Origin of the sequence: Actinomadura gamaensis (assembly GCF_042652125.1) — a bacterium.
Taxonomy (GTDB): Bacteria; Actinomycetota; Actinomycetes; order Streptosporangiales; family Streptosporangiaceae; genus Spirillospora; species Spirillospora gamaensis.
This window is the reverse complement of sequence record NZ_JBHSIT010000010.1, coordinates 317606-338650: the sequence shown is the minus strand read 5'-3', so window position 1 is coordinate 338650 and position 21045 is coordinate 317606. Positions and strand designations below refer to the sequence as shown.

Annotated in this window: 19 protein-coding genes; 9 read left to right on the top strand and 10 right to left on the bottom strand. The window is 72.9% G+C overall.

Going from position 1 to position 21045, the window contains the following annotated elements; all coding sequences use genetic code 11:
- Positions 1 to 101 precede the first annotated feature (101 nt).
- Positions 102 to 1235 (bottom strand): ROK family transcriptional regulator, encoded by a 1134-nt coding sequence (locus ACFPCY_RS31775; protein ID WP_378261314.1) that lies wholly within the window; start codon positions 1233 to 1235, stop codon positions 102 to 104.
- A gap of 282 nt (positions 1236 to 1517) precedes the next feature.
- Between ACFPCY_RS31775 and edd the strand changes: the two genes are divergently transcribed.
- The 3 genes from edd to eda all read left to right on the top strand — a co-directional run bounded on the left by edd (position 1518) and on the right by eda (position 5059).
- A complete protein-coding gene (edd, locus tag ACFPCY_RS31770) occupies positions 1518 to 3353 on the top strand; it encodes a phosphogluconate dehydratase (RefSeq protein WP_378261312.1) in 1836 nt (611 codons plus the stop codon).
- Between the two features lie 28 nt (positions 3354 to 3381).
- Complete coding sequence (glk, locus tag ACFPCY_RS31765) at positions 3382 to 4350, top strand: glucokinase (RefSeq protein WP_378261310.1); 969 nt, start codon at positions 3382 to 3384, stop codon at positions 4348 to 4350.
- A gap of 85 nt (positions 4351 to 4435) precedes the next feature.
- Entirely contained in the window at positions 4436 to 5059 is a 624-nt protein-coding gene (gene eda / locus ACFPCY_RS31760; RefSeq protein ID WP_378261308.1) for a bifunctional 4-hydroxy-2-oxoglutarate aldolase/2-dehydro-3-deoxy-phosphogluconate aldolase, read from the top strand.
- A gap of 139 nt (positions 5060 to 5198) precedes the next feature.
- On the opposite strand, the gene ACFPCY_RS31755 is transcribed toward eda, so the two are convergent.
- Positions 5199 to 5783 carry a DUF1707 SHOCT-like domain-containing protein gene (locus tag ACFPCY_RS31755; RefSeq protein ID WP_378261306.1) on the bottom strand — a complete coding sequence of 195 codons (585 nt, stop codon included), beginning with the start codon at positions 5781 to 5783 and terminating at the stop codon, positions 5199 to 5201.
- A 2-nt stretch (positions 5784 to 5785) separates the two neighbouring features.
- The gene (locus tag ACFPCY_RS31750) at positions 5786 to 6439 is read right to left on the bottom strand and encodes a PadR family transcriptional regulator (RefSeq protein WP_378261304.1); all 654 of its coding nucleotides are present in this window, start codon (positions 6437 to 6439) and stop codon (positions 5786 to 5788) included.
- A gap of 376 nt (positions 6440 to 6815) precedes the next feature.
- Between ACFPCY_RS31750 and acnA the strand changes: the two genes are divergently transcribed.
- Together acnA and ACFPCY_RS31740 are read left to right on the top strand one after the other, a co-directional pair.
- Positions 6816 to 9554 (top strand): aconitate hydratase AcnA, encoded by a 2739-nt coding sequence (acnA, locus tag ACFPCY_RS31745; RefSeq protein ID WP_378261302.1) that lies wholly within the window; start codon positions 6816 to 6818, stop codon positions 9552 to 9554.
- Positions 9555 to 9728: 174 nt separating this feature from the next.
- A complete protein-coding gene (locus ACFPCY_RS31740; RefSeq protein ID WP_378261300.1) occupies positions 9729 to 11117 on the top strand; it encodes a pyridoxal phosphate-dependent decarboxylase family protein in 1389 nt (462 codons plus the stop codon).
- A 7-nt stretch (positions 11118 to 11124) separates the two neighbouring features.
- Here the strand turns inward: ACFPCY_RS31740 and ACFPCY_RS31735 are convergent, their stop codons facing one another.
- Positions 11125 to 11823 (bottom strand): TMEM175 family protein, encoded by a 699-nt coding sequence (locus ACFPCY_RS31735; protein ID WP_378261298.1) that lies wholly within the window; start codon positions 11821 to 11823, stop codon positions 11125 to 11127.
- A gap of 47 nt (positions 11824 to 11870) precedes the next feature.
- Between ACFPCY_RS31735 and ACFPCY_RS31730 the strand changes: the two genes are divergently transcribed.
- The 4 genes from ACFPCY_RS31730 to ACFPCY_RS31715 all read left to right on the top strand — a co-directional run bounded on the left by ACFPCY_RS31730 (position 11871) and on the right by ACFPCY_RS31715 (position 15138).
- Positions 11871 to 12809: an aldo/keto reductase gene (locus ACFPCY_RS31730; RefSeq protein ID WP_378261296.1), complete on the top strand. Its 939-nt coding sequence runs from the start codon at positions 11871 to 11873 to the stop codon at positions 12807 to 12809.
- A 167-nt stretch (positions 12810 to 12976) separates the two neighbouring features.
- On the top strand, positions 12977 to 13699 hold the full coding sequence (locus ACFPCY_RS31725; protein ID WP_378261294.1) for a sulfite exporter TauE/SafE family protein: 723 nt from the start codon (positions 12977 to 12979) through the stop codon (positions 13697 to 13699).
- Positions 13700 to 13738: 39 nt separating this feature from the next.
- On the top strand, positions 13739 to 14380 hold the full coding sequence (gene mug / locus ACFPCY_RS31720) for a G/U mismatch-specific DNA glycosylase (RefSeq protein ID WP_378261292.1): 642 nt from the start codon (positions 13739 to 13741) through the stop codon (positions 14378 to 14380).
- Between the two features lie 98 nt (positions 14381 to 14478).
- Positions 14479 to 15138 (top strand): hypothetical protein, encoded by a 660-nt coding sequence (locus tag ACFPCY_RS31715; protein WP_378261290.1) that lies wholly within the window; start codon positions 14479 to 14481, stop codon positions 15136 to 15138.
- A 7-nt stretch (positions 15139 to 15145) separates the two neighbouring features.
- On the opposite strand, the gene ACFPCY_RS31710 is transcribed toward ACFPCY_RS31715, so the two are convergent.
- From ACFPCY_RS31710 to ACFPCY_RS31685, 6 genes are all read right to left on the bottom strand, one after another.
- Positions 15146 to 15586: an ASCH domain-containing protein gene (locus ACFPCY_RS31710; RefSeq protein WP_378261288.1), complete on the bottom strand. Its 441-nt coding sequence runs from the start codon at positions 15584 to 15586 to the stop codon at positions 15146 to 15148.
- Positions 15587 to 15765: 179 nt separating this feature from the next.
- Positions 15766 to 16368 carry a class F sortase gene (locus ACFPCY_RS31705; protein ID WP_378261286.1) on the bottom strand — a complete coding sequence of 201 codons (603 nt, stop codon included), beginning with the start codon at positions 16366 to 16368 and terminating at the stop codon, positions 15766 to 15768.
- Between the two features lie 242 nt (positions 16369 to 16610).
- On the bottom strand, positions 16611 to 17558 hold the full coding sequence (locus ACFPCY_RS31700) for a hypothetical protein (protein ID WP_378261284.1): 948 nt from the start codon (positions 17556 to 17558) through the stop codon (positions 16611 to 16613).
- A gap of 211 nt (positions 17559 to 17769) precedes the next feature.
- The gene (locus tag ACFPCY_RS31695) at positions 17770 to 18642 is read right to left on the bottom strand and encodes a carbohydrate ABC transporter permease (protein WP_378261282.1); all 873 of its coding nucleotides are present in this window, start codon (positions 18640 to 18642) and stop codon (positions 17770 to 17772) included.
- Positions 18639 to 19598, bottom strand: a complete 960-nt coding sequence (locus tag ACFPCY_RS31690; protein ID WP_378261280.1) for a carbohydrate ABC transporter permease — start codon at positions 19596 to 19598, stop codon at positions 18639 to 18641. The genes ACFPCY_RS31695 and ACFPCY_RS31690 overlap by 4 nt, the downstream gene beginning before the upstream one ends.
- Positions 19595 to 20923 (bottom strand): ABC transporter substrate-binding protein, encoded by a 1329-nt coding sequence (locus ACFPCY_RS31685; protein WP_378261277.1) that lies wholly within the window; start codon positions 20921 to 20923, stop codon positions 19595 to 19597. The genes ACFPCY_RS31690 and ACFPCY_RS31685 overlap by 4 nt, the downstream gene beginning before the upstream one ends.
- Positions 20924 to 21045 lie beyond the last annotated feature (122 nt).

Below are 21045 nucleotides of genomic sequence, written 5' to 3'. Positions count from 1 at the left end.
AGGCGTGAGAGCGTAAACGATGCGTTTACCGCGCCGCAAGGGAACGCAGATGTTCTCCTGGACGTCCGGATTTGACTTTTCGGTCTTTTCCGTGCGGGGCGTCAGGCGGAGCTGAGGGCGGCGTCGACGGCCTCGGGCGCGAGCGTGTGGTCGAGGACCATGGCGGCGCATCCGGTGAGGCCCGCCAGCTCGCCGAGGCGGCTCGGCTCGATGCGCAGCGTGCGGGTGGCGAGCGCGGTCGCGCGCCGGTAGACCACCTCGCGGACGCCCGCGACCAGCGGCTCGTACGCGGCGGTGAGGTCGCCCCCGAGGATGACGACGGCCGGGTTCAGGAGGTTCACGGCGGCGGCGATGACCTCGCCGAGGCGGCGTCCCGCGTCCCGGACGAGCAGGACGGCCTCCGCGTCGCCGTCCTGCGCGCGCGAGACCAGCGTCGGCAGGTCGGGCGCGCTGGACAGGGCGACCAGGGCCGCGCCTCCCGCGACCGCCTCCACGCAGTCGAGGTTGCCGCAGCGGCAGGTGACGCCCGGGCCGTCCGCGACCGGGATGTGGCCGAGCTCGCCGGCCGCGCCCTGCGCGCCGCGCTGGATGCGCCCGCCGGAGATGAGGCCCGCGCCGATGCCGGTGGAGATCTTGACGAGCAGCAGGTCCGCGACGTCCGGGTGGTGGACCCGGTGCTCGCCGAGCGCGGCGACGTTGACCTCGTTGTCCAGCAGGACGGGCACGCCGAACCGCTCGGCGATCGGGCCGGTGTCCCACAGGTCGAAGTCGGCCGGGTCGGGCGCGCCGATCCCGACGCCGCGCACCGCCGACTCGGGCAGGCCGCAGCCCGCGAGCAGGTCCGTCCACTGCCGGACGAGCGCGGGCAGCGCGACCTCGGGCAGCCGTCCGGGCGGCAGGTCGGCGTCGGCGCGGCGCAGCATCGTCCCGGCGAGGTCGCAGACGGCGAGCTGGCCCCGGGACTGGCCGAGATTGGCCACCAGCACCGCGCCGCCCGCGGCGTCGAAGGCGAGGCGGGCGGGCGGCCGTCCGCCGGTGGACGGCCCGTCGGCGTGCTCGACCAGCAGCCCGTGCGCGATCAGCTCGGTGACCCGCGCGGCGACCGCCGGGCGGGACAGCCCGGTGACGCGGGCCAGCTCGGCGCGGGTGGCGACGCCGTCCTCGCGGACGAGGCGCAGCACGTCGCCGCAGGTGGCGGGGCGCCGCGCGGGCGGGTAGACGGGCCGGTGGGGCATTCGGTCATCCAAGCATGCGGACGGGGCCGGGGCGAGCGGACGGACAGACGGACGGGCCGACGGACGGGCCGACGGACAGACGGACGGGCCGACGGACGGACGGACGGATGAGCCGCCGGGAAGGTTCGCGGCCCGGCCGGGCGGCCGGCGCCGGTTACGGCGTCGAGTTGGCTCTAGCGGGGAAACTTCTGTAAAGATTACTGCGTAAGTCTGATGACTCGGATGACCTATCCCCGCTAAGTTGCGTCTGTCGATGTCCGTCCCCTCGGCCTGGAGTCTCACATGAGCGCCTCCCCGCACCCCGTCGTCGCACGGGTCACCGAGCGGATCGCCGCACGCAGCGCCGACCGCCGCGCCGCCTACCTGCGCCGCGTCGCCGATGCCCGCACGCAGGGCCCCGCCCGCGGCGGCCTCGGCTGCGCCAACCTTGCGCACGGCTTCGCCGCCTGCGCCCCCGACGTGAAGCTCCAGCTCCGCGGGGACGTGGCGCCCAACATCGCGATCGTGTCGTCCTACAACGACATGCTGTCCGCGCACGCGCCGCTGAAGGACTACCCCGACCTGCTCAAGGCCGCCGTCGCCGAGGCGGGCGGCACCGCGCAGTTCGCCGGCGGCGTCCCCGCGATGTGCGACGGCATCACGCAGGGCCGCGCCGGGATGGAGCTGTCGCTGTTCAGCCGGGACGTGATCGCGATGGCGACCGCCGTCGCGCTGTCCCACGACATGTTCGACGGCGCGCTGCTGCTCGGCGTCTGCGACAAGATCGTCCCCGGCCTGGTGATCGGCGCGCTGTCGTTCGGGCACCTGCCCGCGATCCTCGTCCCGGCCGGGCCGATGGCGTCCGGGCTGCCGAACGCGCAGAAGGCCGCGATCCGCAAGCGGTACGCGGCCGGGGAGATCGGCCGGGACGAGCTGCTCGCCGCCGAGGCGCAGTCGTACCACTCGCCCGGCACCTGCACCTTCTACGGGACGGCGAACTCCAACCAGCTGCTCATGGAGGTCATGGGCCTGCACCTGCCGGGAGCGAGCTTCGTCCCGCCGCACACCGAGCTGCGCGACGCGTTCACCCGCGCCGCCGGGCGCCGCGTCGTCGAGCTCACCGACCTGCGCGGGTCGCGCGGCGAGGGGACCTACACGCCGATCGGCGAGCTGCTGGACGAGCGCGCGTTCGTCAACGGCGTCGTCGCGCTGCTCGCGACCGGCGGCTCCACCAACCACACGCTGCACCTGGTCGCGATGGCCGCCGCCGCGGGCATCGACCTGACCTGGGACGACTTCGACGAGCTGTCCCGGATCACGCCGCTGCTGACCCGGCTGTACCCGAACGGCACCGCCGACGTGAACCACTTCCACGCGGCGGGCGGCACCGGCTTCCTCATCCGCGAGCTGGTCGGCGCGGGCCTCGTGCACGCCGACGCCCGGACGGTCGGCGGCGCGTCCCTGGCCGAGTACGCCGCCGTCCCCGCGCTGGCGGACGGCGAGCTGACCTGGACGGACGCGCCCGCCGAGTCCGGCGACGCGACCGTGCTGCGGCCGGTCGCCGACCCGTTCGACGAGCACGGCGGCCTGCACACCGTCGACGGCAACCTCGGCCGCGCGGTCGTCAAGGTGTCGGCCGTCGCGCCCGAGCGCCGCACGATCGAGGCGCCCGCGCGCGTGTTCGGCTCGCAGGACGAGCTCCAGGCCGCGTTCGCCGCCGGCGAGCTGGACGGCCGGGACGTCGTCGCGGTCGTCCGGTTCCAGGGGCCGAGCGCGAACGGGATGCCGGAGCTGCACAAGCTCACCCCGCCGCTCGGCGTCCTCCAGGACCGCGGGCACCGCGTGGCGCTCGTCACGGACGGACGGATGTCCGGTGCGTCCGGCTCTGTACCTGCGGCGATCCACGTCTCCCCGGAGGCCGCGATGGGCGGTCCGCTCGCGCGCGTGCGCGACGGGGACGTGATACGGCTGGATGCCGACAAGGGGCTCCTGGAGGTCCTGGTCCCCGACGACGAGTTCGCCGCGCGCGAGCCCGCCGCCATGCCGTCCGAGACGGTGCACGGGACGGGCCGGGAGCTGTTCGGGGCGTTCCGGCGGGCCGTCGGGCCCGCAGAGCGCGGCGCGGGCGTGTTCGGCTGAGCCGTCCGCAGTGCGAGGAGGAAGACTGATGACGACGCCGTGGCTGGTCGCCGACGTGGGCGGCACCAACGCGCGGTTCGCGCTGGTGGACGGCCCGGACGGCACGCCCGAGCGGGTGGTCGCGCTGCCCACCCGGGACTACTCGGGTCTGGCCGAGGCCGCGGCCGCCTACCTGGCCGAGCACGCCGGGGGAGTGCGGCCCGGGGCGGCCTGCCTGGCGATCGCCGGGCCGGTCGTGGACGGCCGGATCCACCTGACGAACGCGGGCTGGGCGACCGACACCGTCGAGCGCGCCCGCGCCCACCTCGGCATCGACCGCCTCACCGTCATCAACGACTTCGAGGCCCTGGCCTGGTCGCTGCCCGGACTCCGGGCGGACGACCTGATCGCCGTCGGCGGCGCCCTGCCGCCCGCCGACGGACCGCGCGCGGTACTGGGACCCGGCACCGGCATGGGGGTGGCGGGCCTGGTCCCAGTACCGGACGGCGCGGGCGGCGGCTGGGTTCCGGTCGCCGGCGAGGGCGGCCACGTGGACGTCCCGGCGGGCACCGACCGGGAGATCGAGATCATGCGGCTGCTGCGCGCCGAGCTCGGCGTCGCGAACGCCGAGTACCTGCTCTCCGGCAGCGGCCTCGCCCGGCTGTACCGGCTGCTCGCGATGCTGAACGGCGTCCCGGCGCAGCCGCTGGACGCCGCGGCGATCGTGGCGCGCCGGGACGAGCCCGCCTGCGCCGAGGCGCTCGCGGTGTTCTGCGGGCTGCTCGGCTCGTTCGCCGGGAACGTCGCGCTCACCCTGGGCGCGCGCGGCGGCGTCTACCTCGCGGGCGGCATCCTGCCGCGCATCACCGGCGTGCTGGAGGCGAGCGACTTCCGCCGCCGGTTCGAGGACAAGCCGCCGGTCACCGACTACCTCAAGGCGATCCCGACCGCCCTGATCGTCCACCCCTACCCGGCGCTGGTCGGCGCGACCCTCCGCCTCGCCCAGGAACGCCCATGACTTCCCTCCCGGACGCCCCCGCCCCGGCGGTGCGGACGGACCCCTCGCAGCCGACGCCCGTGCGGCCGATCCCCGTGGAGATGGCATGAACGCCCGCGAACTGCTCGACCTCGCCCCGGTCGTCCCCGTCGTCGTGCTGGACGACGCGGACGCCGCCGTCCCGCTCGCCCGCGCCCTCGTGGCGGGCGGCCTGCGCGCGATCGAGGTGACGCTGCGCACGGACGCCGCGATCGCCGCCATCGAGCGCATCGCCGCCGAGGTGCCGGACGCCGTGGTCGGCGCGGGCACCGTGGTCGCGCCGACCGACGCGGAGCGGTCGCTGAAGGCGGGCGCGAAGTTCCTGGTCAGCCCCGGCTGCACGCCCGCCCTCCGGGACGCGATGACCGCGACGGGGCTGCCGTTCCTGCCCGGCGTGTCCAGCGCGTCCGAGGCGATCGCGCTGCTGGAGCACGGGATCACCGAGATGAAGTTCTTCCCCGCCGAGGCGGCCGGGGGCACGGCCTACCTGAAGTCGCTCGGCGGGCCGCTGCCGCAGGTCCGGTTCTGCCCGACCGGCGGGATCACGCCGGAGTCGGCCCCGCGCTACCTCGCGCTGCCGAACGTCGGCTGCGTCGGCGGGAGCTGGCTCACCCCGGCGGACGCCGTCCGCGCGGGCGACTGGGACCGTGTCGAGTCCCTCGCGAAGCAGGCCGCCGCGCCGGCGTCCTGACCCAAGGCTCGCGGCCTTCCCGTCCCATGGGGGTGAGGGCGGGAAGGCCGCGATATCACCCGCCGCTCCAGCAGCACGTGCCGGTCGAGCAGCAACCGCCGGTCCAACAGGACCTGCCGGTTTGGCGTCACCTGCGGGGTCAGCGCAGCGCCCTGCGGTGCCGCCGCGTGTGGACGAGCAGGGCGACGGCCCGCAGGATCCACAGCACCATCACCACGTGGAACACGGTGAGCAGCGCCGTGCCCACGCCCGCGGTCAGCGCCACCGCGCCGAACACGATCGCGAGCAGGGGGAAGACCGCCCGCCGCCGGGCGTGGTGATGCCGCCACGCCGGATGCCCCGCGCCCACCCACGCGGGCGGACGGCCCGGCACCCACAACGGCCCCGGCGCGTGTCGCCCGTGCGGGCCGAAGGCCGCCGGGATCGCGGCGGGCTCCCGCTCGGGGGCGGGGAGCCCGCTCGGTTCCGGCAGGTCGCGGACGACCTCGCGCAGGTCGCCGAGCGTCTTGGCGGCGAGCGCCGCGTCGAGCCGCTCGTCCAGCTCGGCGCGGTCGAGCCGGCCGGCGGCGAAGTGCTCGTGCAGCGCCAGCGCGACGGCGTCCCGCTCGCCGTCACCCACCCGCAGCGCCTCCCGGCCGCGCGCGGTGTCGCCCGCGTGCCATGCATCCGGGGCGCGTTCGGGGTGGCCGCCGCGCGATGCGGCGCGGTCGTCGGGGGTGGTCACGGTCACTCCTCGGGGTCGGTGGGGCCGGACGCGCCGGGGGCGTCCTCGGCCAGGATGCGGTACAGGTCGCGGCGCGCGGTCGCGAGCACCTCGACGGCGCGGTTGACGCCGTCGGGGCCGCCGGAGCGCAGCACCTCCATCGCCGCCGCGCCGGTGCCCGCGACGGCCTTGAACAGTTCCGGGACGCCCTCGCCGAACTCGGGGGCCATCCGCGCCCACGGCTCGCGCAGCTCGTCGGCGTGCTCCTCGGCGTACGCGCGGCCCTCGTCGGTCAGGCGGAAGACGCGCCGGCCGCCGTCCTCCTCGGACGCGACGAGGCCCTCGTCGGCGAGCTGCTGGAGCGCGGGGTAGACCGCGCCGGGGCTCGGCCGCCAGGCGCCGCCGCTGCGCTCGCCGATCTCCTGGATCACCTGGTAGCCGTTGCGCGGCTGCTCCGCGAGCAGCGCCAGGATCGCCGCCCGCACGTCGCCCTTGCGGGCGCGCCCGCCGGGACCGCCCCAGCCGCCGCGCTTCCAGGGCGGCCCGCCGGGCCCGAACGGCCCCCCGCCGCCCCAGAAGCCGGCGTTCCCCCAGGACCGGGGGTCGCCGCCGAACGGCCAGCCGCCGGGGCCGCCGCCCGGCCCGCCGTGGGTCCGGAAGCCGTGTCCCCATCCCATCTTCACCACCGCCTTCTGAGAGATCTCTTTGATCCCTCGCGATACGCCAACGATATATCGAAGACGTACGGCGGTCCAGCGCGGTTCCCGTTCCGGGGCCGCGGCAATGTATGTTGATGTCGAGATAAATTCCAGATAGCTTGATGTCGAGAGAAAATCGGCGGAAGTTGGGCGGCCCCGAGTCCCGAGCGGGTTCCGGGGTACGGCAGGATCGGGGAGGGGCGAACACCCGTCCGACCGGCCCGAAACCGGCCCCGGTCGCGCTCCACGACCGGCCGGCCGCCGGCCCGGCGGCCCCGCCCCACATGACGAACAGTGAATTCGCCGCGCAGTCGCGTCCCGGACCGGACGCGCGGCGGTGACGGAGGAGGAGTCCGTGTCCGCGAACAGCTTCGGCGCCCGCAGCGAGCTGAGGGTTGGCGAGAAGTCCTACGAGATCTACCGGCTGGACGCCGTCGAGGGCTCGGCCCGTCTCCCGTACAGCCTGAAGGTGCTGCTGGAGAACCTGCTGCGCACCGAGGACGGCGCCAACGTCACCGCCGACCACGTCCGCACGCTGGCCGGCTGGGACAGCAAGGCGCAGCCGAGCCACGAGATCCAGTTCACCCCGGCCCGCGTGATCATGCAGGACTTCACCGGCGTGCCCTGCGTGGTGGACCTGGCGACCATGCGCGAGGCCGTGCGCGACCTCGGCGGCGACCCGACCAAGATCAACCCGCTCGCGCCGGCCGAGATGGTCATCGACCACTCGGTCATCGTCGACTACTTCGGCAGCCCCGAGGCGTTCGAGCGCAACGTCCAGGTCGAGTACGAGCGCAACAAGGAGCGCTACCAGTTCCTGCGCTGGGGCCAGACCGCGTTCGACCAGTTCAAGGTCGTCCCGCCGGGCACCGGCATCGTGCACCAGGTGAACATCGAGCACCTGGCCCGCGTGGTGTTCGACAACGAGGGCGTCGCCTACCCCGACACCTGCGTCGGCACCGACTCGCACACCACGATGGAGAACGGCATCGGCGTCCTCGGCTGGGGCGTCGGCGGCATCGAGGCCGAGGCCGCGATGCTCGGCCAGCCGATCTCCATGCTGATCCCGCGGGTGGTCGGCTTCAAGCTGACCGGCCAGCTCCCGGCCGGCACCACGGCCACCGACCTGGTGCTGACCGTCACCGAGATGCTGCGCAAGCACGGCGTGGTCGGCAAGTTCGTCGAGTTCTACGGCGAGGGCGTGGCCGAGCTGCCGCTGGCCAACCGCGCCACGATCGGCAACATGAGCCCCGAGTTCGGCTCCACCTGCGCGATCTTCCCGATCGACGAGCAGACCCTGTCCTACCTGCGCCTGACCGGCCGCTCCGAGGAGCACATCGCGCTGGTCGAGGCGTACGCCAAGGAGCAGGGCATGTGGCTCGACCCGTCGGTCGAGCCGGAGTTCTCCGAGTACCTCGAGCTGGACCTGTCGACGGTCGTCCCGTCGCTGGCCGGCCCGAAGCGCCCGCAGGACCGCATCTCCCTGTCGGCCGCCAAGGACACCTGGCGCCGCGACGTGCAGAACTACGTCAAGCAGGCGGACGAGGCGGGCCTGGAGTCCTTCCCGGCGTCCGACGCCCCGGCCGAGCAGTCCAACGGCGACCGTCCGCACCGTCCGACGCACGTGCGGATGGACGACGGCAGCGAGTTCACCATCGACCACGGCGTCGTCGCGGTCGCGGCGATCACGTCCTGCACCAACACGTCCAACCCGTACGTGATGGTCGGCGCGGGCCTGCTCGCCAAGAAGGCCGTCGAGCGCGGCCTGACCCGCAAGCCGTGGGTCAAGACCTCGCTCGCCCCCGGCTCCCAGGCCGTCACCGACTACCTCGAGCGCGCGGGCCTGACCCCGTACCTCGACAAGATCGGCTACAACCTGGTCGGCTACGGCTGCACCACCTGCATCGGCAACACCGGGCCGCTCCAGCCGGAGATCTCCAAGGCGATCAACGACAACGACCTCGCGGTCACCGCGGTGCTGTCCGGCAACCGCAACTTCGAGGGCCGCATCAGCCCCGACGTGAAGATGAACTACCTGGCCTCGCCGCCGCTGGTCATCGCCTACGCGCTCGCCGGGACGATGGACATCGACATCCTCAACGACCCGATCGCCGAGGACGCCGAGGGCAAGCCGGTCTACCTGAAGGACATCTGGCCCTCCACCGAGGAGGTCGCCGAGATCGTCGAGTCGTCCATCGGCCAGGAGATGTACGTCCGCACCTACGCCGACGTCTTCAAGGGCGACGACCGCTGGCGCGGGCTCGACATCCCGACCGGCGGCACCTTCGAGTGGGACGCCGACTCCACCTACGTCCGCAAGGCGCCGTACTTCGACGGCATGGGCATGGAGCCGGCCCCGGTCACGGACATCTCCGGCGCGCGCGTGCTGGCCAAGCTGGGCGACTCGGTCACCACCGACCACATCTCCCCGGCGGGCTCGATCAAGGTCGGCACCCCCGCCGCGCAGTACCTCCAGGAGAACGGCGTCGAGGTCCGCGACTTCAACAGCTACGGCTCGCGCCGCGGCAACCACGAGGTCATGATCCGCGGCACGTTCGCCAACATCCGGCTGCGCAACCAGCTGCTGGACGGCGTGGAGGGCGGCTACACCCGCGACTTCACGCAGGAGGGCGCGCCGCAGGCGTTCATCTACGACGCGGCCCAGAACTACGCCGCGCAGGGCATCCCGCTCGTCGTGATCGCCGGCAAGGAGTACGGCTCCGGCTCGTCCCGCGACTGGGCGGCCAAGGGCACCGCGCTGCTCGGCGTCCGCGCCGTCATCGCCGAGTCCTACGAGCGCATCCACCGCTCGAACCTGATCGGCATGGGCGTGCTCCCGCTCCAGTTCGCCGAGGGCGAGTCCGCCGCGTCGCTGGGCCTGACCGGCACCGAGACCTTCGAGATCACCGGTGTGGAGAAGCTCAACGAGGGCGAGACCCCGCGCGAGGTGACCGTGAAGGCCACGGATCCGGCCGCGCACGGAGCCGGCAAGGAGTTCCGCGCCGTCGTCCGGATCGACACCCCGGGCGAGGCCGACTACTACCGCAACGGCGGCATCATGCAGTACGTGCTGCGCAACCTGCTGCGCAAGTAGCGCATCGCCGCCCCGTCGCTCCGCGAACGGGCCGTCCCCAGTCGGGGACGGCCCGTTCCGTTATTTTCGGACGCCCGTAACAGATGATTTTCCTTTGAGGTCAAACGAGGCGTATGTGGCCTCATAGGATGTATGTGGCTTTTGTTATGAGTGGGTGTCAGCGATGGAGGTGGCATGGCCCGCCATGCGAATCACGGTGCGAACCAGGCCCTCGGGTCGCCGTGGGGCGATGAGACGGCCGTGGTGGACGCGCTGCTGGACTGGGCGCGGAACCGGGTGGTGCGCTCCAGCGACCCGAAGACGACGGCCCGCCCCGCCTCCGAACTGCGCAACGCGGCCGGGAAGACCGTGACGCCGTCCGGGATCGGCGCCCGCGAGGCGATGCGCGTGGTCGAGGAGGTCCTGCTGCCCGCCACCCGCGCGATGGACGACCCGATGAACCTGGCCTACATCGCCGCCGCGCCGTCCCGGACGTCCATGGCCTTCGACTGCGTGGTCAGCGCCGCGAACGTCTTCGGCGGCATGTGGGAGACCGGCGCGGGCGCGATCCACGCCGAGAACGAGGCCCTCGCCTGGCTGGTGGAGCTGCTCGGCTGGCCCGGGACGGCGGGCGGGACGTTCGTCTCCGGCGGCACGACCGGCAACCTGTCGGCGCTCGCGACCGCCCGCGAGACCGCCCGGCGCCGGCTCGGCGGACGCCCCGAGGGCGGCTGGCGGCTCGCCTGCACCTCCGAGGCCCACTCGTCGATCAAGTCGGCCGTCCGGCTCCTGGACGCCGACGTCGTCGAGGTCCCGACCGTCCGGGGCCGCCTCACCGGCCCCGCGCTCCGCGAGGTCCTCCGGGCCGAGCGGGATGCCGGCCGGACCGTGTTCGCCGTCGTCGCCACCGCCGGGACGACCAACGGCGGCGTCATCGACGAGCTCGACGGCGTCGCCGACGCCTGCCGCGAGTTCGGCGCCTGGATGCACGTGGACGGCGCCTACGGCGGCGCCGGGCTCGCCGCCCCGTCCGTCCGGGACAGGTACCGCGGCATCGAGCGCGCCGACAGCTTCATCGTGGACCCGCACAAGTGGCTGTTCTCCACCTACGACTGCTGCGCGCTGATCTACCGCGAGCCGCACCACGCCCGCGCCGCGCACGCCCAGCACGCCGGCTACCTGGACGAGATCGACCGGGAGCAGTGGAACCCCGCCGACCTCGCCGTCCAGCTCACCCGCCGCGCCCGCGGCCTGCCGTTCTGGTTCGGCCTGGCCACGCACGGCACCGACCGGTACACCGAGGCGGTCGAGACGACGCTCGCGACCGCCCGGCGGGTCGCCGACCACATCCGCGCCGCCGACCACCTGCGGCTGCTCCAGGAGCCGGATCTGTCGGTCCTGCTGTTCGAGCGGCCCGGCTGGACCGAGGAGCAGTACTCCGCCTGGTCGCGCCGGAACTCGGCGGAGGGCGTGATCCTCTGCGTCCCGACGAAGTTCGAGGGGCGCAGCGTGCTGCGGCTGGCGTTCGTCAACCCGCTGACCCGCGCCGACAAGGTCATCCCGATCCTGGACACCCTCGCCTGACCCGTTCTCAGACCCGGCCGCCCGGCGGCTCCGGCGCTCCGGAGCCGTCCGGGACGCCCTGGATCCGGGTGCGGGACGCCGGGTTGCGGCGTCCGACCACGAAGTACAGGACGATCAGCGCGCTCAGCGCCAGCGCGCCGACCGGGCTGGCCAGGGCGACCAGCGCCGCGGCCAGGTAGCCGGCCGGGCCGAGCAGGGACTGCCGCCGCGCCCGGGCGGCCGTCCCGCGCGCCGCCTCGTGCATCAGCTCGGGATGGCGCGCCAGGTGGTGCCAGAACAGCGTGAACCAGGCCGACGTGGCCGCCATGGACAGCGCGTAGAACACCGCCGCGTCGGCGGCGTGCGGGCGGGTCAGGTGCTCGCCGAGGGTGGCCGTCGGCAGCGGCAGGAAGCTGACCGTCGCGAGCAGCCCGAGGTTGAGGAACAGCAGCGTCCGGTCCACCCGGGCGACGCGGTGGAACAGGTTGTGGTGGTGGATCCAGGCGATCCCGATCACCAGGAACGTCACCGCGTAGGAGTCGAGCGCGGGCCACTCGTGCCGCAGCGCCGACCACACGGGCTCGTCCCGTCCGGGGCGGTGGACGTCCAGGATCAGCAGGGTCGCGGCGATCGCGATCACCCCGTCGCTGAAGGCCTGGAGCCGGGCCGGGCTGATCGCCAGCTCGGCGCCGGCCCGCTCCGGGGGAGAGGTGACGGACTCGGACATGGGGGGCTCCCGGGAACAGACGAGTGCGGCCTTGGTTGGATCAAAATATGGCTGACTCGAAGAGAATCGGATCCCTGGACGTCTTTCCGCTGTCGCTGGGCGGCAACGTGTTCGGCTGGACGGCCGACCGGGACGCCTCGTTCGCCGTCCTCGACGCCTATCTCGACGGCGGCGGGAACTTCGTCGACACCGCCGACGGCTACTCCGCGTGGGCGCCCGGCAACCGCGGCGGCGAGTCCGAGACGATCATCGGTGAGTGGTTGTCCGCGCGGCGGAACCGGGACCGGGTCGTGGTGGCGACGAAGGTCGCCACGCATCCGGAGCACAAGGGGCTGGCGCCCGCCAACATCCGCGCCGCCGCCGAGGACTCGCTGCGCCGCCTCCAGACCGACCACATCGACCTCTACTACACGCACTTCGACGACGAGTCGGTGCCGGTGGAGGACATCGTCGGCGCCATGGACGCCCTGAAGCGCGAGGGCAAGGTGCGCGAGATCGCCGTCTCGAACATCTCGCCCGAGCGGCTGGAGGCGTCCCTCGCCGCCAGCGACCGGGACGGCCTCGCCAAGTACGTCGCGATCCAGCCGCACTACAACCTGGTCGTGCGCGACAAGTACGAGGGCCCGCGGATGGAGATCGCGCAGCGGCACGGGCTCGCCGCCGTCCCGTACTACGCGCTCGCGTCCGGGTTCCTGACCGGCAAGTACCGTCCCGGGCAGACGGTGGACAGCCCGCGCGCCGAGGGCGCGGCCAAGCACCTGGAGAGCGAGCGCGGGCAGAAGGTGCTCGCCGCGCTGGACGCGGTCGCCGCCGAGCGGAACGTGCCCCACGCCACGGTCGCGCTGGCCTGGCTGGCGGGCCGTCCGACGGTCGCCGCGCCGATCGCGAGCGCCCGCACGGTCGAGCAGCTCCCGGCCCTGCTGGGCGTCGCCGATCTGGTCCTGACCGACGAGGAGACCCGGCGGCTGGACGAGGCGTCCGCGTGAACCGGAACGCGTGAACCGGAACGCGTGAACCGGAGCGTGTGAGCCGGAGCGTGTGAGCCGGAACGCGTGGACCAGGCGCCTGAAGGGCGCCGAACCGGTGGCGCGTGGACCGGGGGAGCCGTAAACCGGACGCGCGGCGGATCTTGGTGGATGTAGCGTTCCAGACCGTGCTTCCGTCCACCCTGTTCCTCGTCGTCGGCGGCCTCGCCGTGCTCGTCGGGGCGATCGTGCAGAGCAGCATCGGGTTCGGGGTCGGCGTGGTCGCGACGCCCGTCGTCGCGCTGCTGTTCCCGGACCTGATGCCCGGCGCGCTGCTCGTCGCGGCCACCGTCACGCCGATGTTCACGCTCGTCCGCGAGGTCCGGCACGCCGACCTCGGCGGGCTCGGCTGGGCCTTCGCCGGACGGCTCGCCGGGACGCCGCTCGGCGTGTGGGTCGTGGCCGTCCTGTCGGCGCGCGGGATGGGCCTCGCGGCGGGCTCGCTGGTGCTCGTCGCGCTCGCGGTGACCGTTTCGTCCGGTTCTGTCCCGCGCAATCCGGCCACGCTCGCCGCCGCCGGGGTCTTCGCCGGGCTCGGCGGCACCGCGACCGCGATCGGCGGGCCGCCGATCGCGCTGCTGTACCAGCGCGAGAGCGGGCCGAGGGTGCGCGGCACCCTCGCGATCTTCTTCACCGTCGGGACGCTGATCTCCTTGATCACCCTGGTCGCCGTCCACCAGATGCCGGGGCGGCAGCTCGTCGCCGGGCTCGCGCTCACCCCGTTCGTGACCGCCGGGTTCTTCGCCGCCGGGCCGCTGCGCCGCTACCTCGACGGCGGCCGGACGCGCCTGGCCGTGCTGGGCCTGGTCGCGGTGTCCGCGGCCGTCCTGATCGTCCGCAACCTGATCTGACCCGCATGATCCGATCCGGATCGTGCATAACCTGATCTGATGCCGAAGTCCCCGTCCCCCCGTCCCACGAAGGCCGACCTGGAGGCCGCCCGCGACCGGCTGATCCCGGACGTCCTGCCGCCCGAAGGCGTCCCGCTCCGGGTGCTGTTCACCGGGATCAACCCCGGCCTGTACTCGGGCGCGACCGGCCACCATTTCGCCCGGCCCGGAAACCGCTTCTGGCCCGCGCTGCACCGGTCCGGCTTCACCCCGCGCCTGCTGCACCCGTCCGAGCAGGACGAGCTGGGCGCGCTCGGCCTCGGCATCACCAACCTCGCGCCCCGCACCACCGCCCGCGCGGACGAGCTCACCGCCGAGGAGCTGCGCGCCGGGGGCCTGCGCCTCACCGAACTGGTCGAGCGCCGCCGTCCGCGCTTCCTCGCCGTCCAGGGCGTCACCGCGTACCGCACCGCGTTCGGCCACCCGAAGGCCCAGATCGGCCTCCAGGACGATACGCTCGGCCCGGCCCGGATCTGGGTCCTCCCGAACCCGAGCGGTCTCAACGCGAGCTGGCCCATCGACCGCATCGCGGCCGAGCTGGCGCGACTCCGCGAGGCCGTCGAGGCCGCGCAAGCCGCCGAGGCCGTCGAAGCCGTCGAAGCCGCCGAGGCTGCGGAAGCCGCCGAGTCCGCCGGAGCCTGACCGCATCCGGACGCCTCACCATGCGAAACAGGCTTATCCGCCCCCGCTCGCATAGGTGACAATCCCTCCGGGGGTACGACGAGTAACGGGGGGCGGCCATGGCCGACATGGTGTTCTTCACCGACAACTACCAGGACCACTCGACCAACGAGGGCTACCAGTTCGAGTTCTTCTGCGAGCGCTGCGGCAACGGCTACAGCTCGCCGTTCCAGCACTCGGTCACCGGCTTCGGCGGACGGCTGCTGCAACTCGGCGGGGAGCTCGTCGGCGGCGAGGCCGGGGACAAGGCGTCCCGGCTCGGCTTCGACGCGCAGTGGCTGCGCTCGTCCACGCGCGGCCGGACCCGCGACCGGGCGCTCGCCAAGGCCGTCGAGCAGATGGCGTCGAACTTCGTGCAGTGCCACCGCTGCGGCGACTGGTCCTGCAAGGCGATCTGCTGGAACGACGAGCGCGGCCTGTGCACGCGCTGCGCGCCCAAGCTCGACCAGGAGATCGCCGGAATGCAGGCGGCGGCGCAGATCGACCAGCTCGACGACCGGATCCGGCAGCAGGACTGGACGGCCGGGGTCGAGTACCGGCAGCAGGTGACCGCGCGCTGCCCGTCCTGCGGGGGCGACACGGGCGGCGGGAAGTTCTGCCGCGAGTGCGGGCACGCGCTGGCCGCCGCGTCCGCCGAGCACAAGAAGTTCTGCACGAACTGCGGCACCGACCTCGGCACTGCGAAGTTCTGCGGCGGCTGCGGCTGGCCCGCCGGCTGACCCCCGGTCAGCCGGGGCTGGGGCTGGGCGCGGGGGACGCGAGCATCGTGCGCACCTCGGTCACCAGGGTCGCGGACGGCTCCCAGAGGCCGACCTTGCCGAGCGCCACCACCGGACGGGGGAGCGGGGTCACGCCCGTCAGCCGCCAGTGGTAGGCCTCGGCGCCGGCCCACGGGCCGCAGTCGCACGCCCCGCCCGCGACGGCGGCGTCGCAGACGTCGTCGAGGCCGGCGACCGCGATGACCGCGCCGACGGTGGCGAGCGGGTCGCCCGGATCCCAGCCGGCGGCGAGGATCAGCGGGGAGTCGCACGCGCCGAGGTCCACCCGGAGCGAGGCGTAGACGAGCACCGGGCCCCGGTAGGCCGTGGGGGAGCCCTGGTTGAACACGTCCTTGCCGCCTCGCGCCATCGCGAACGCCCAGGGCTGCTGGACGCTGATCGCCCTCACTCAGGTCACCTCCCGTGCCCGCCCCGCCCGGGTCCTTCCGGCGGAAGCGGCGGACGTCGTGTGTGGTCGCCGCGAGTACCCGTCCTCGCCGAAGGTATCCGAACCGGCGCGGCAGGCGTGGGTGTCCACCGGGACAGCGGTTGCCGCCGTCCGGTCAACGATCGGGAGGGGCGGATGGTTCAGCTCTCCACCAGCCGCGTGTAGGCGATGACGTTGTCGACGTAGTGACCGGTGTCACTGTCGAAGTCGCCGCCGCAGGTCACCAGGCGCAGGGCCGCGTAGTCCAGGTCCTCCGCGTAGATCTTCTCACCCGGGAAGGCGGACTTGGCGACCCGCTCCACCCGCTGGACGGCGAACACGGCGGTCCTGCCGTCCCGGCGGACGACTTCCACCCGATCGCCCTCGCGCAGGTCCTCGAGCCGGTTGAACACCGCGGCCTTGCCGCGCGCGTCCACGTGCCCGAGGATCACCGACGGCCCCCTCTCGCCGGGCGTCGGGCCGTCCTTCCACCAGCCCGCGAGGTTGGGCCGGTCGAGCGGCGGGACCTCGATCGTGCCGTCCGGCTTGAGCCCGAGGCCGGTGACCGGCGCGCTCACGCGGAGCTTCGGGATCCTGATCGTCGCGGGTTCGGACCGCGGCAGCGAGGACGTCGCGTACCGCACGGGTCCGGCCGTGCCGGCCTGCTGCCGCGCGCCGGGATCGGTCGGCCCGTCCGCGTACGTCCCGTCACCGCCGCACCCGCCCACCAGCACCGCGACGAGCAGCACCGCCACGACCGCCACGACCGACCGCCCGCGCCCAAAGCGCCCATGCTTCAAGCGCCCGCGCGTGAAGGGGCCGCGCGTGAAGCCTCCGCGCGCAAAGCGCCCGCGCGCAAAGCCGCCGTGCGTACAGTGCCCGTGCGTGGAGCGGCCGTGCGCTGAGCGCTCGTGCGTGGAGCGGCCATGGGGCGAGCGCCCGTTCGCCACGAGGCCGGGCGTGGAGCGGCCGGGCGCGGGCGAGGACGGGAGGGGGCGGGGGCCGGTCAGGGCCGGGCCTTCGTCGCGCGGCGGCGCAGGGCGTAGCCGGCGCCCGCGAGGGCGACCGCGGCGGCGCCGGTGCCGACCAGGGGCGCCCGGTCGGCGTGCCGTCCCGCGGCGGTGCTGCCGTCGCCGGTCTCGGGCGCGCCCTTCGGGATCTGCGGGCCGGGCGACACCTCGTCCTTGCCCGGACGGGTGCTGAAGACGACGTGGCCGTAGTCGGCGCAGGTGATCGTCACGCGGACGATCGAGGGCAGCGACTTCTCGAACGTCGCCGTCGCCTCCCAGATGTCCTCGCCGGTCTCCTTGAACCGCGGGTCCGTGACGAAGGACGAGGAGGTCGCGGTCACCTCGGTCGGGCAGTGCACCTTCATGCCGAGCGTCCCGCCGGGCACGACCGTCCGGGTGGAGAGGTCCACGTCGTCGAAGCCGAAGTGGAACCCGCCGTCGCCGCCGTGCCCCTTGCCGGGCGGGGGCGGCGGGGACGGCGTGGTGGTCTTCTCCGGGACGGTCACGAAGAGCGTGAGCGTGCGCAGCCCGGTCGCCGTCGCGCACCGGAACTTGGTGATGTAGGAGTTGCCCGGCTTCAGGCTCGGCAGCGTCGAGGCGATCCCGCTCCACGACGCGGCGCCGGTCTTGTCGAAGTGCGCCGGGTCGCCCTTGACGAACGTCTCGTTCTGGTCGCCCACGGACGGCTCGGTCACGCAGCCGTTGATCAGCACCGTGACGTTGTCGCCGGGCGTGAACCGCTTCGGCCGGATCGTCACCGAGGGCGCCCCTGGCGCGGGCGCCGCCGCGGGGACCGCTGCCGGAACCGCCGCGGGTGCCGCCGCGGGTGCCGCCGCCGTGGGCGAGGCCGCCGCGGGCGCGGATGCCGCCGCCAGCGTTCCGATCAGGACGGCCCCGGAGGCGGTTCCGGCGGCCGCGATGCGTCGGACGGTGCTGCTGCCCATGGGTCCCCCTTGATGGAACGGCGTGGTCGGACGGCCGAGTGCCCCAAAGCGGCTCGTACCGGGGCAGTGTAGAGATCGAGATCACTCCTGTGCGGTCCCTCACAGAAGTGATCACTTATTGACCGGATGTGGCCACCTTCCTTGTCACTGCCTGCCAACGGAACCGCCGCCTCCAACGGAACCGCTGCCTGCCAACGGATCTCCCGCTCGGTCAGCCCTTGAGGGCCCCAGCCATGAGGCCTCGCATGAAGAACCGTCCGAGCAGCAGGTAGACCAGCAGCGTCGGCAGCGACGCGAGCAGCGCCTCGGCCATCTGCTGGCTGTAGTTCACCGCCGCCGCGCCCGACCCGGCCGTGTTGTTCAGCAGCACCGTCACCGGCCAGCTGTCCGGGGCGCCGAGGAACACCGCGAACAGGAAGTCGTTCCACATCGAGGTGAACTGCCAGATCAGCACGACCGCGAACGCCGGGCCGGACACCGGGCGCACGATCGACCAGTAGGTGCGCAGCATGCCCGCGCCGTCCACCCGGGCCGCCTCGATCAGCTCGCCCGGGATCGTGACGTAGTAGTTCCGGAAGATCAGCGTGCAGATCGGGATGCCGTACACGACGTGCGCGAGCACCAGGCCCCGGATCGTCCCGACCAGCTCCATGTGCGTGAGCAGCCCGGCGAGCGGGATCATCACCGCCTGGTACGGGATGAACATCCCGAACAGGAACAGCGTGAAGACCGCGTCCGCGCCGGGGAAGCGCCACTTGCTCAGCACGTAGCCGTTCAGCGAGCCCAGCACCGCCGAGATGACCGACCCGGACACCGCGATCTTGACGCTGTTCTCCAGGCCCGGCCGCAGCGACGTCCAGGCCGCCCGCCAGCCGCCAAGCCCCCAGTGCTTCGGCAGGTTCCACGCGGTGGACGGGTCGGCCTCCGACAGCGACTTGAAGCTCGTCACCACCAGCACGTACACGGGCATCAGGAACAGCGCGACGAACGCCAGCAGCACGGCGAACCGGAGCACGCGCACCGCGCGCGCCCCGGTCGAGCGGGACCGCGGCGCGCGCGTGACCGCTCCGGCAGTAGCACTCATCGGTTCCGCTCCGTCCGCACCGACCAGACCAGGTAGGGGATGACCAGCACCGCGACCGCCAGCAGCAGGTACGTCGCGATCGTCGCGCCGTTCGCCGGGTCGTGCCGGTCGAACACCTCGACATAGGTCGCGATCGCCGGGACGTAGGTGATGATCTGCTTGCCCGCGATCGCCATGATCAGGTCGAACACCTTCAGCGAGATGTGCCCGAGGATGATCAGCGCGGACAGCGTCACCGGCCGCAGCTGCGGGAACACCACGTACCGGTACACCTGCCACTCCGACGCGCCGTCCACCCGGGCCGCCTCGCGCAGGTCGTCGGAGACGCTGCGGAACCCGGCGAGGTACAGCGCCATGACGTACCCGGTCATCTGCCAGATCGCGGGGATCGCCATCGCGGCCATGCCCCACGTCTTGTCCTGCCACCACGAGTTCGCCAGGCCACCGAGCCCCGCCTTGTGGAAGAGCTGGTTGAGCCCCACCGCGCGGTCGGCCGGCGCGGGGTTCATCAGCCACCGCCACACCACGCCGGACGCGATGAACGAGATGGCCATCGGGAACAGGTAGATGATCCGGAACCCGGCCTCGCCCCTGATGCCCTTCTCCATCAGGAACGCCAGGAACGCGCCGAGCAGCAGCGCGCCGCCGACGAACACGACGGTGAACAGCAGCGCGTGCCGCACCGCCCCCGGCCAGGACGGCTCGTGCCACAGGTCGACGAAGTTCTTGCCCTTGTCGAACTTGTACGGCGACACCTCGTCGTGCTTGCCGCTCACCGCGACCCGCGTGTTCCAGAAGATCAGCCCGTACACGAACAGGCCGATCGCGACGATGGACGGCGAGACCAGCAGCAGTCCCGGCAGCCAGCCCGCCCGGCGGAGCCTGCGCAGCGCGCCCGGCGGACCGTCCTTCGGACGGGTCCGCCGGTCCGCGCCGCGCGTCGCGACTCGGGTCACTGCGCGTCGTTCTTGGCCGCGTCCGCCAGCGCCTTCTGGAGCTTGCCGGCGTCCTTGTTCTGGAGGAACAGGCCCACGGCGGTGTCGATGTCGGTGTGCCACTTGTTGTTGGCGACCACGCCGTGCCACATCGACCCGGCCAGCTTGGTGGACGGGCTGTTCCACTGCTGGAACGCGTACGCCAGGTAGCCGGTGTAGAGGCTCTTGTCGGCGTCCGTGCGGGCCGGGACCGAGCCCTTCTTCGGGTTGAACAGGTCCTGGCCCTGCTTGCTGCCGGCCTCCTTCAGCCACGCCAGCGCGCCCGCCCGGTGCGGCGCGCCCTTGGGCAGCGTGAAGCTGTCCGACAGCCACAGGTAGGTGCCGTCCGTGCCCGGCGAGGGCGCGTAGTTGAAGTCGGTGCCGAGCTTCTTGCCGAGGCCGTTCGGCGCGCTGCCGATGAAGTAGCCGTAGGCCCAGTCGCCCATGACGTTGAACGCGGCCTTGCCGTCCACCACGGCCTTCGCGGCGCCCTGCCAGTCGGTCGAGGCCGCCTCCACCGAGGTGTACTTCACGATCTCGGCGTAGTCGGTGAGCGCCTTGGTCACCTGCGGGCCGGACCAGTCCGCGCCCGGCTTCCACAGCGCGTTGTAGCCGTCGGTGCCGAGGTCGCCCAGCAGGACGCTCTCCAGCAGGTGGTCCGCGGTCCACTGCGCGCCGAGCGACAGCGGCACCTTCTTGGTCTTCGACTGGACCTGCTTCAGGTCGGTGACGAACTCGGCGACCGTCTTCGGCGGCCCGGAGATCCCGGCCTCCTTCAGCACGGCCGGGTTGTACCAGAGCATGTTGGACCGGTGGATGTTCACCGGCACCGAGTAGATCTTCCCGTTGTAGCTGATCTGGTCCAGCAGCTGCTTCGGGTAGACCTTGGTCATCCCGTTCTCGTCGTAGAACGAGTTGAGCGGCTCGATCTGCCCGGCCTTGATGTAGTCCTGCAGCTCGGCGCCCGCGTGCCCCTGGAAGGAGTCCGGCGGCTTGCGGTTCTGCAGGCGGCTGGCGAGCACGGCCTTGGCCTGGGTGCCCGAACCGCCCGCGATGGCCGCGTTGACGAACTGCGTGCCGGGGTTGTTCTTCTCGAAGTCGGCCTTCATCGCGGCCAGGCCGTCCGCCTCGCCGGGACCGGTCCACCAGGAGAAGACCTCGACCTTGGACTTGTCCGTGGATCCCTTGTTCTTGCTCCCGCCGCCGCAGCCGGCGAGGGCCAGCGCCCCGCAGAGCGTGACGGCCGTCATCGCGGTGAGACCGCCGCGCCCGCGGGCGCGGTGCCTGCGCACCCCTGATCCCAGCATCGCTCGTCCCTTCGGTTACCCGAGGAACAAGCGTCCGTTCAACGGTGTGATCAGGTCAACACTCTGCCCCGAATAGTGATCTTCCGGTGATCTGGGTCACCGGCGGCGAATCAGGAGGTCCC

Excerpts from the sequence above, each read along its gene's own strand:
- ACFPCY_RS31740 (WP_378261300.1), top strand. The coding sequence starts at position 9,729 with ATGGCCCGCCATGCGAATCACGGTGCGAACCAGGCCCTCGGGTCGCCG.
- ACFPCY_RS31700 (WP_378261284.1), bottom strand. The coding sequence starts at position 17,558 with ATGGGCAGCAGCACCGTCCGACGCATCGCGGCCGCCGGAACCGCCTCC.
- ACFPCY_RS31735 (WP_378261298.1), bottom strand. The coding sequence starts at position 11,823 with ATGTCCGAGTCCGTCACCTCTCCCCCGGAGCGGGCCGGCGCCGAGCTG.
- glk (WP_378261310.1), top strand. The coding sequence starts at position 3,382 with ATGACGACGCCGTGGCTGGTCGCCGACGTGGGCGGCACCAACGCGCGG.
- ACFPCY_RS31685 (WP_378261277.1), bottom strand. The coding sequence starts at position 20,923 with ATGCTGGGATCAGGGGTGCGCAGGCACCGCGCCCGCGGGCGCGGCGGT.
- ACFPCY_RS31695 (WP_378261282.1), bottom strand. The coding sequence starts at position 18,642 with ATGAGTGCTACTGCCGGAGCGGTCACGCGCGCGCCGCGGTCCCGCTCG.
- ACFPCY_RS31750 (WP_378261304.1), bottom strand. The coding sequence starts at position 6,439 with ATGGGATGGGGACACGGCTTCCGGACCCACGGCGGGCCGGGCGGCGGC.
- eda (WP_378261308.1), top strand. The coding sequence starts at position 4,436 with ATGAACGCCCGCGAACTGCTCGACCTCGCCCCGGTCGTCCCCGTCGTC.
- edd (WP_378261312.1), top strand. The coding sequence starts at position 1,518 with ATGAGCGCCTCCCCGCACCCCGTCGTCGCACGGGTCACCGAGCGGATC.
- ACFPCY_RS31715 (WP_378261290.1), top strand. The coding sequence starts at position 14,479 with ATGGCCGACATGGTGTTCTTCACCGACAACTACCAGGACCACTCGACC.
- ACFPCY_RS31775 (WP_378261314.1), bottom strand. The coding sequence starts at position 1,235 with ATGCCCCACCGGCCCGTCTACCCGCCCGCGCGGCGCCCCGCCACCTGC.
- mug (WP_378261292.1), top strand. The coding sequence starts at position 13,739 with ATGCCGAAGTCCCCGTCCCCCCGTCCCACGAAGGCCGACCTGGAGGCC.
- ACFPCY_RS31730 (WP_378261296.1), top strand. The coding sequence starts at position 11,871 with ATGGCTGACTCGAAGAGAATCGGATCCCTGGACGTCTTTCCGCTGTCG.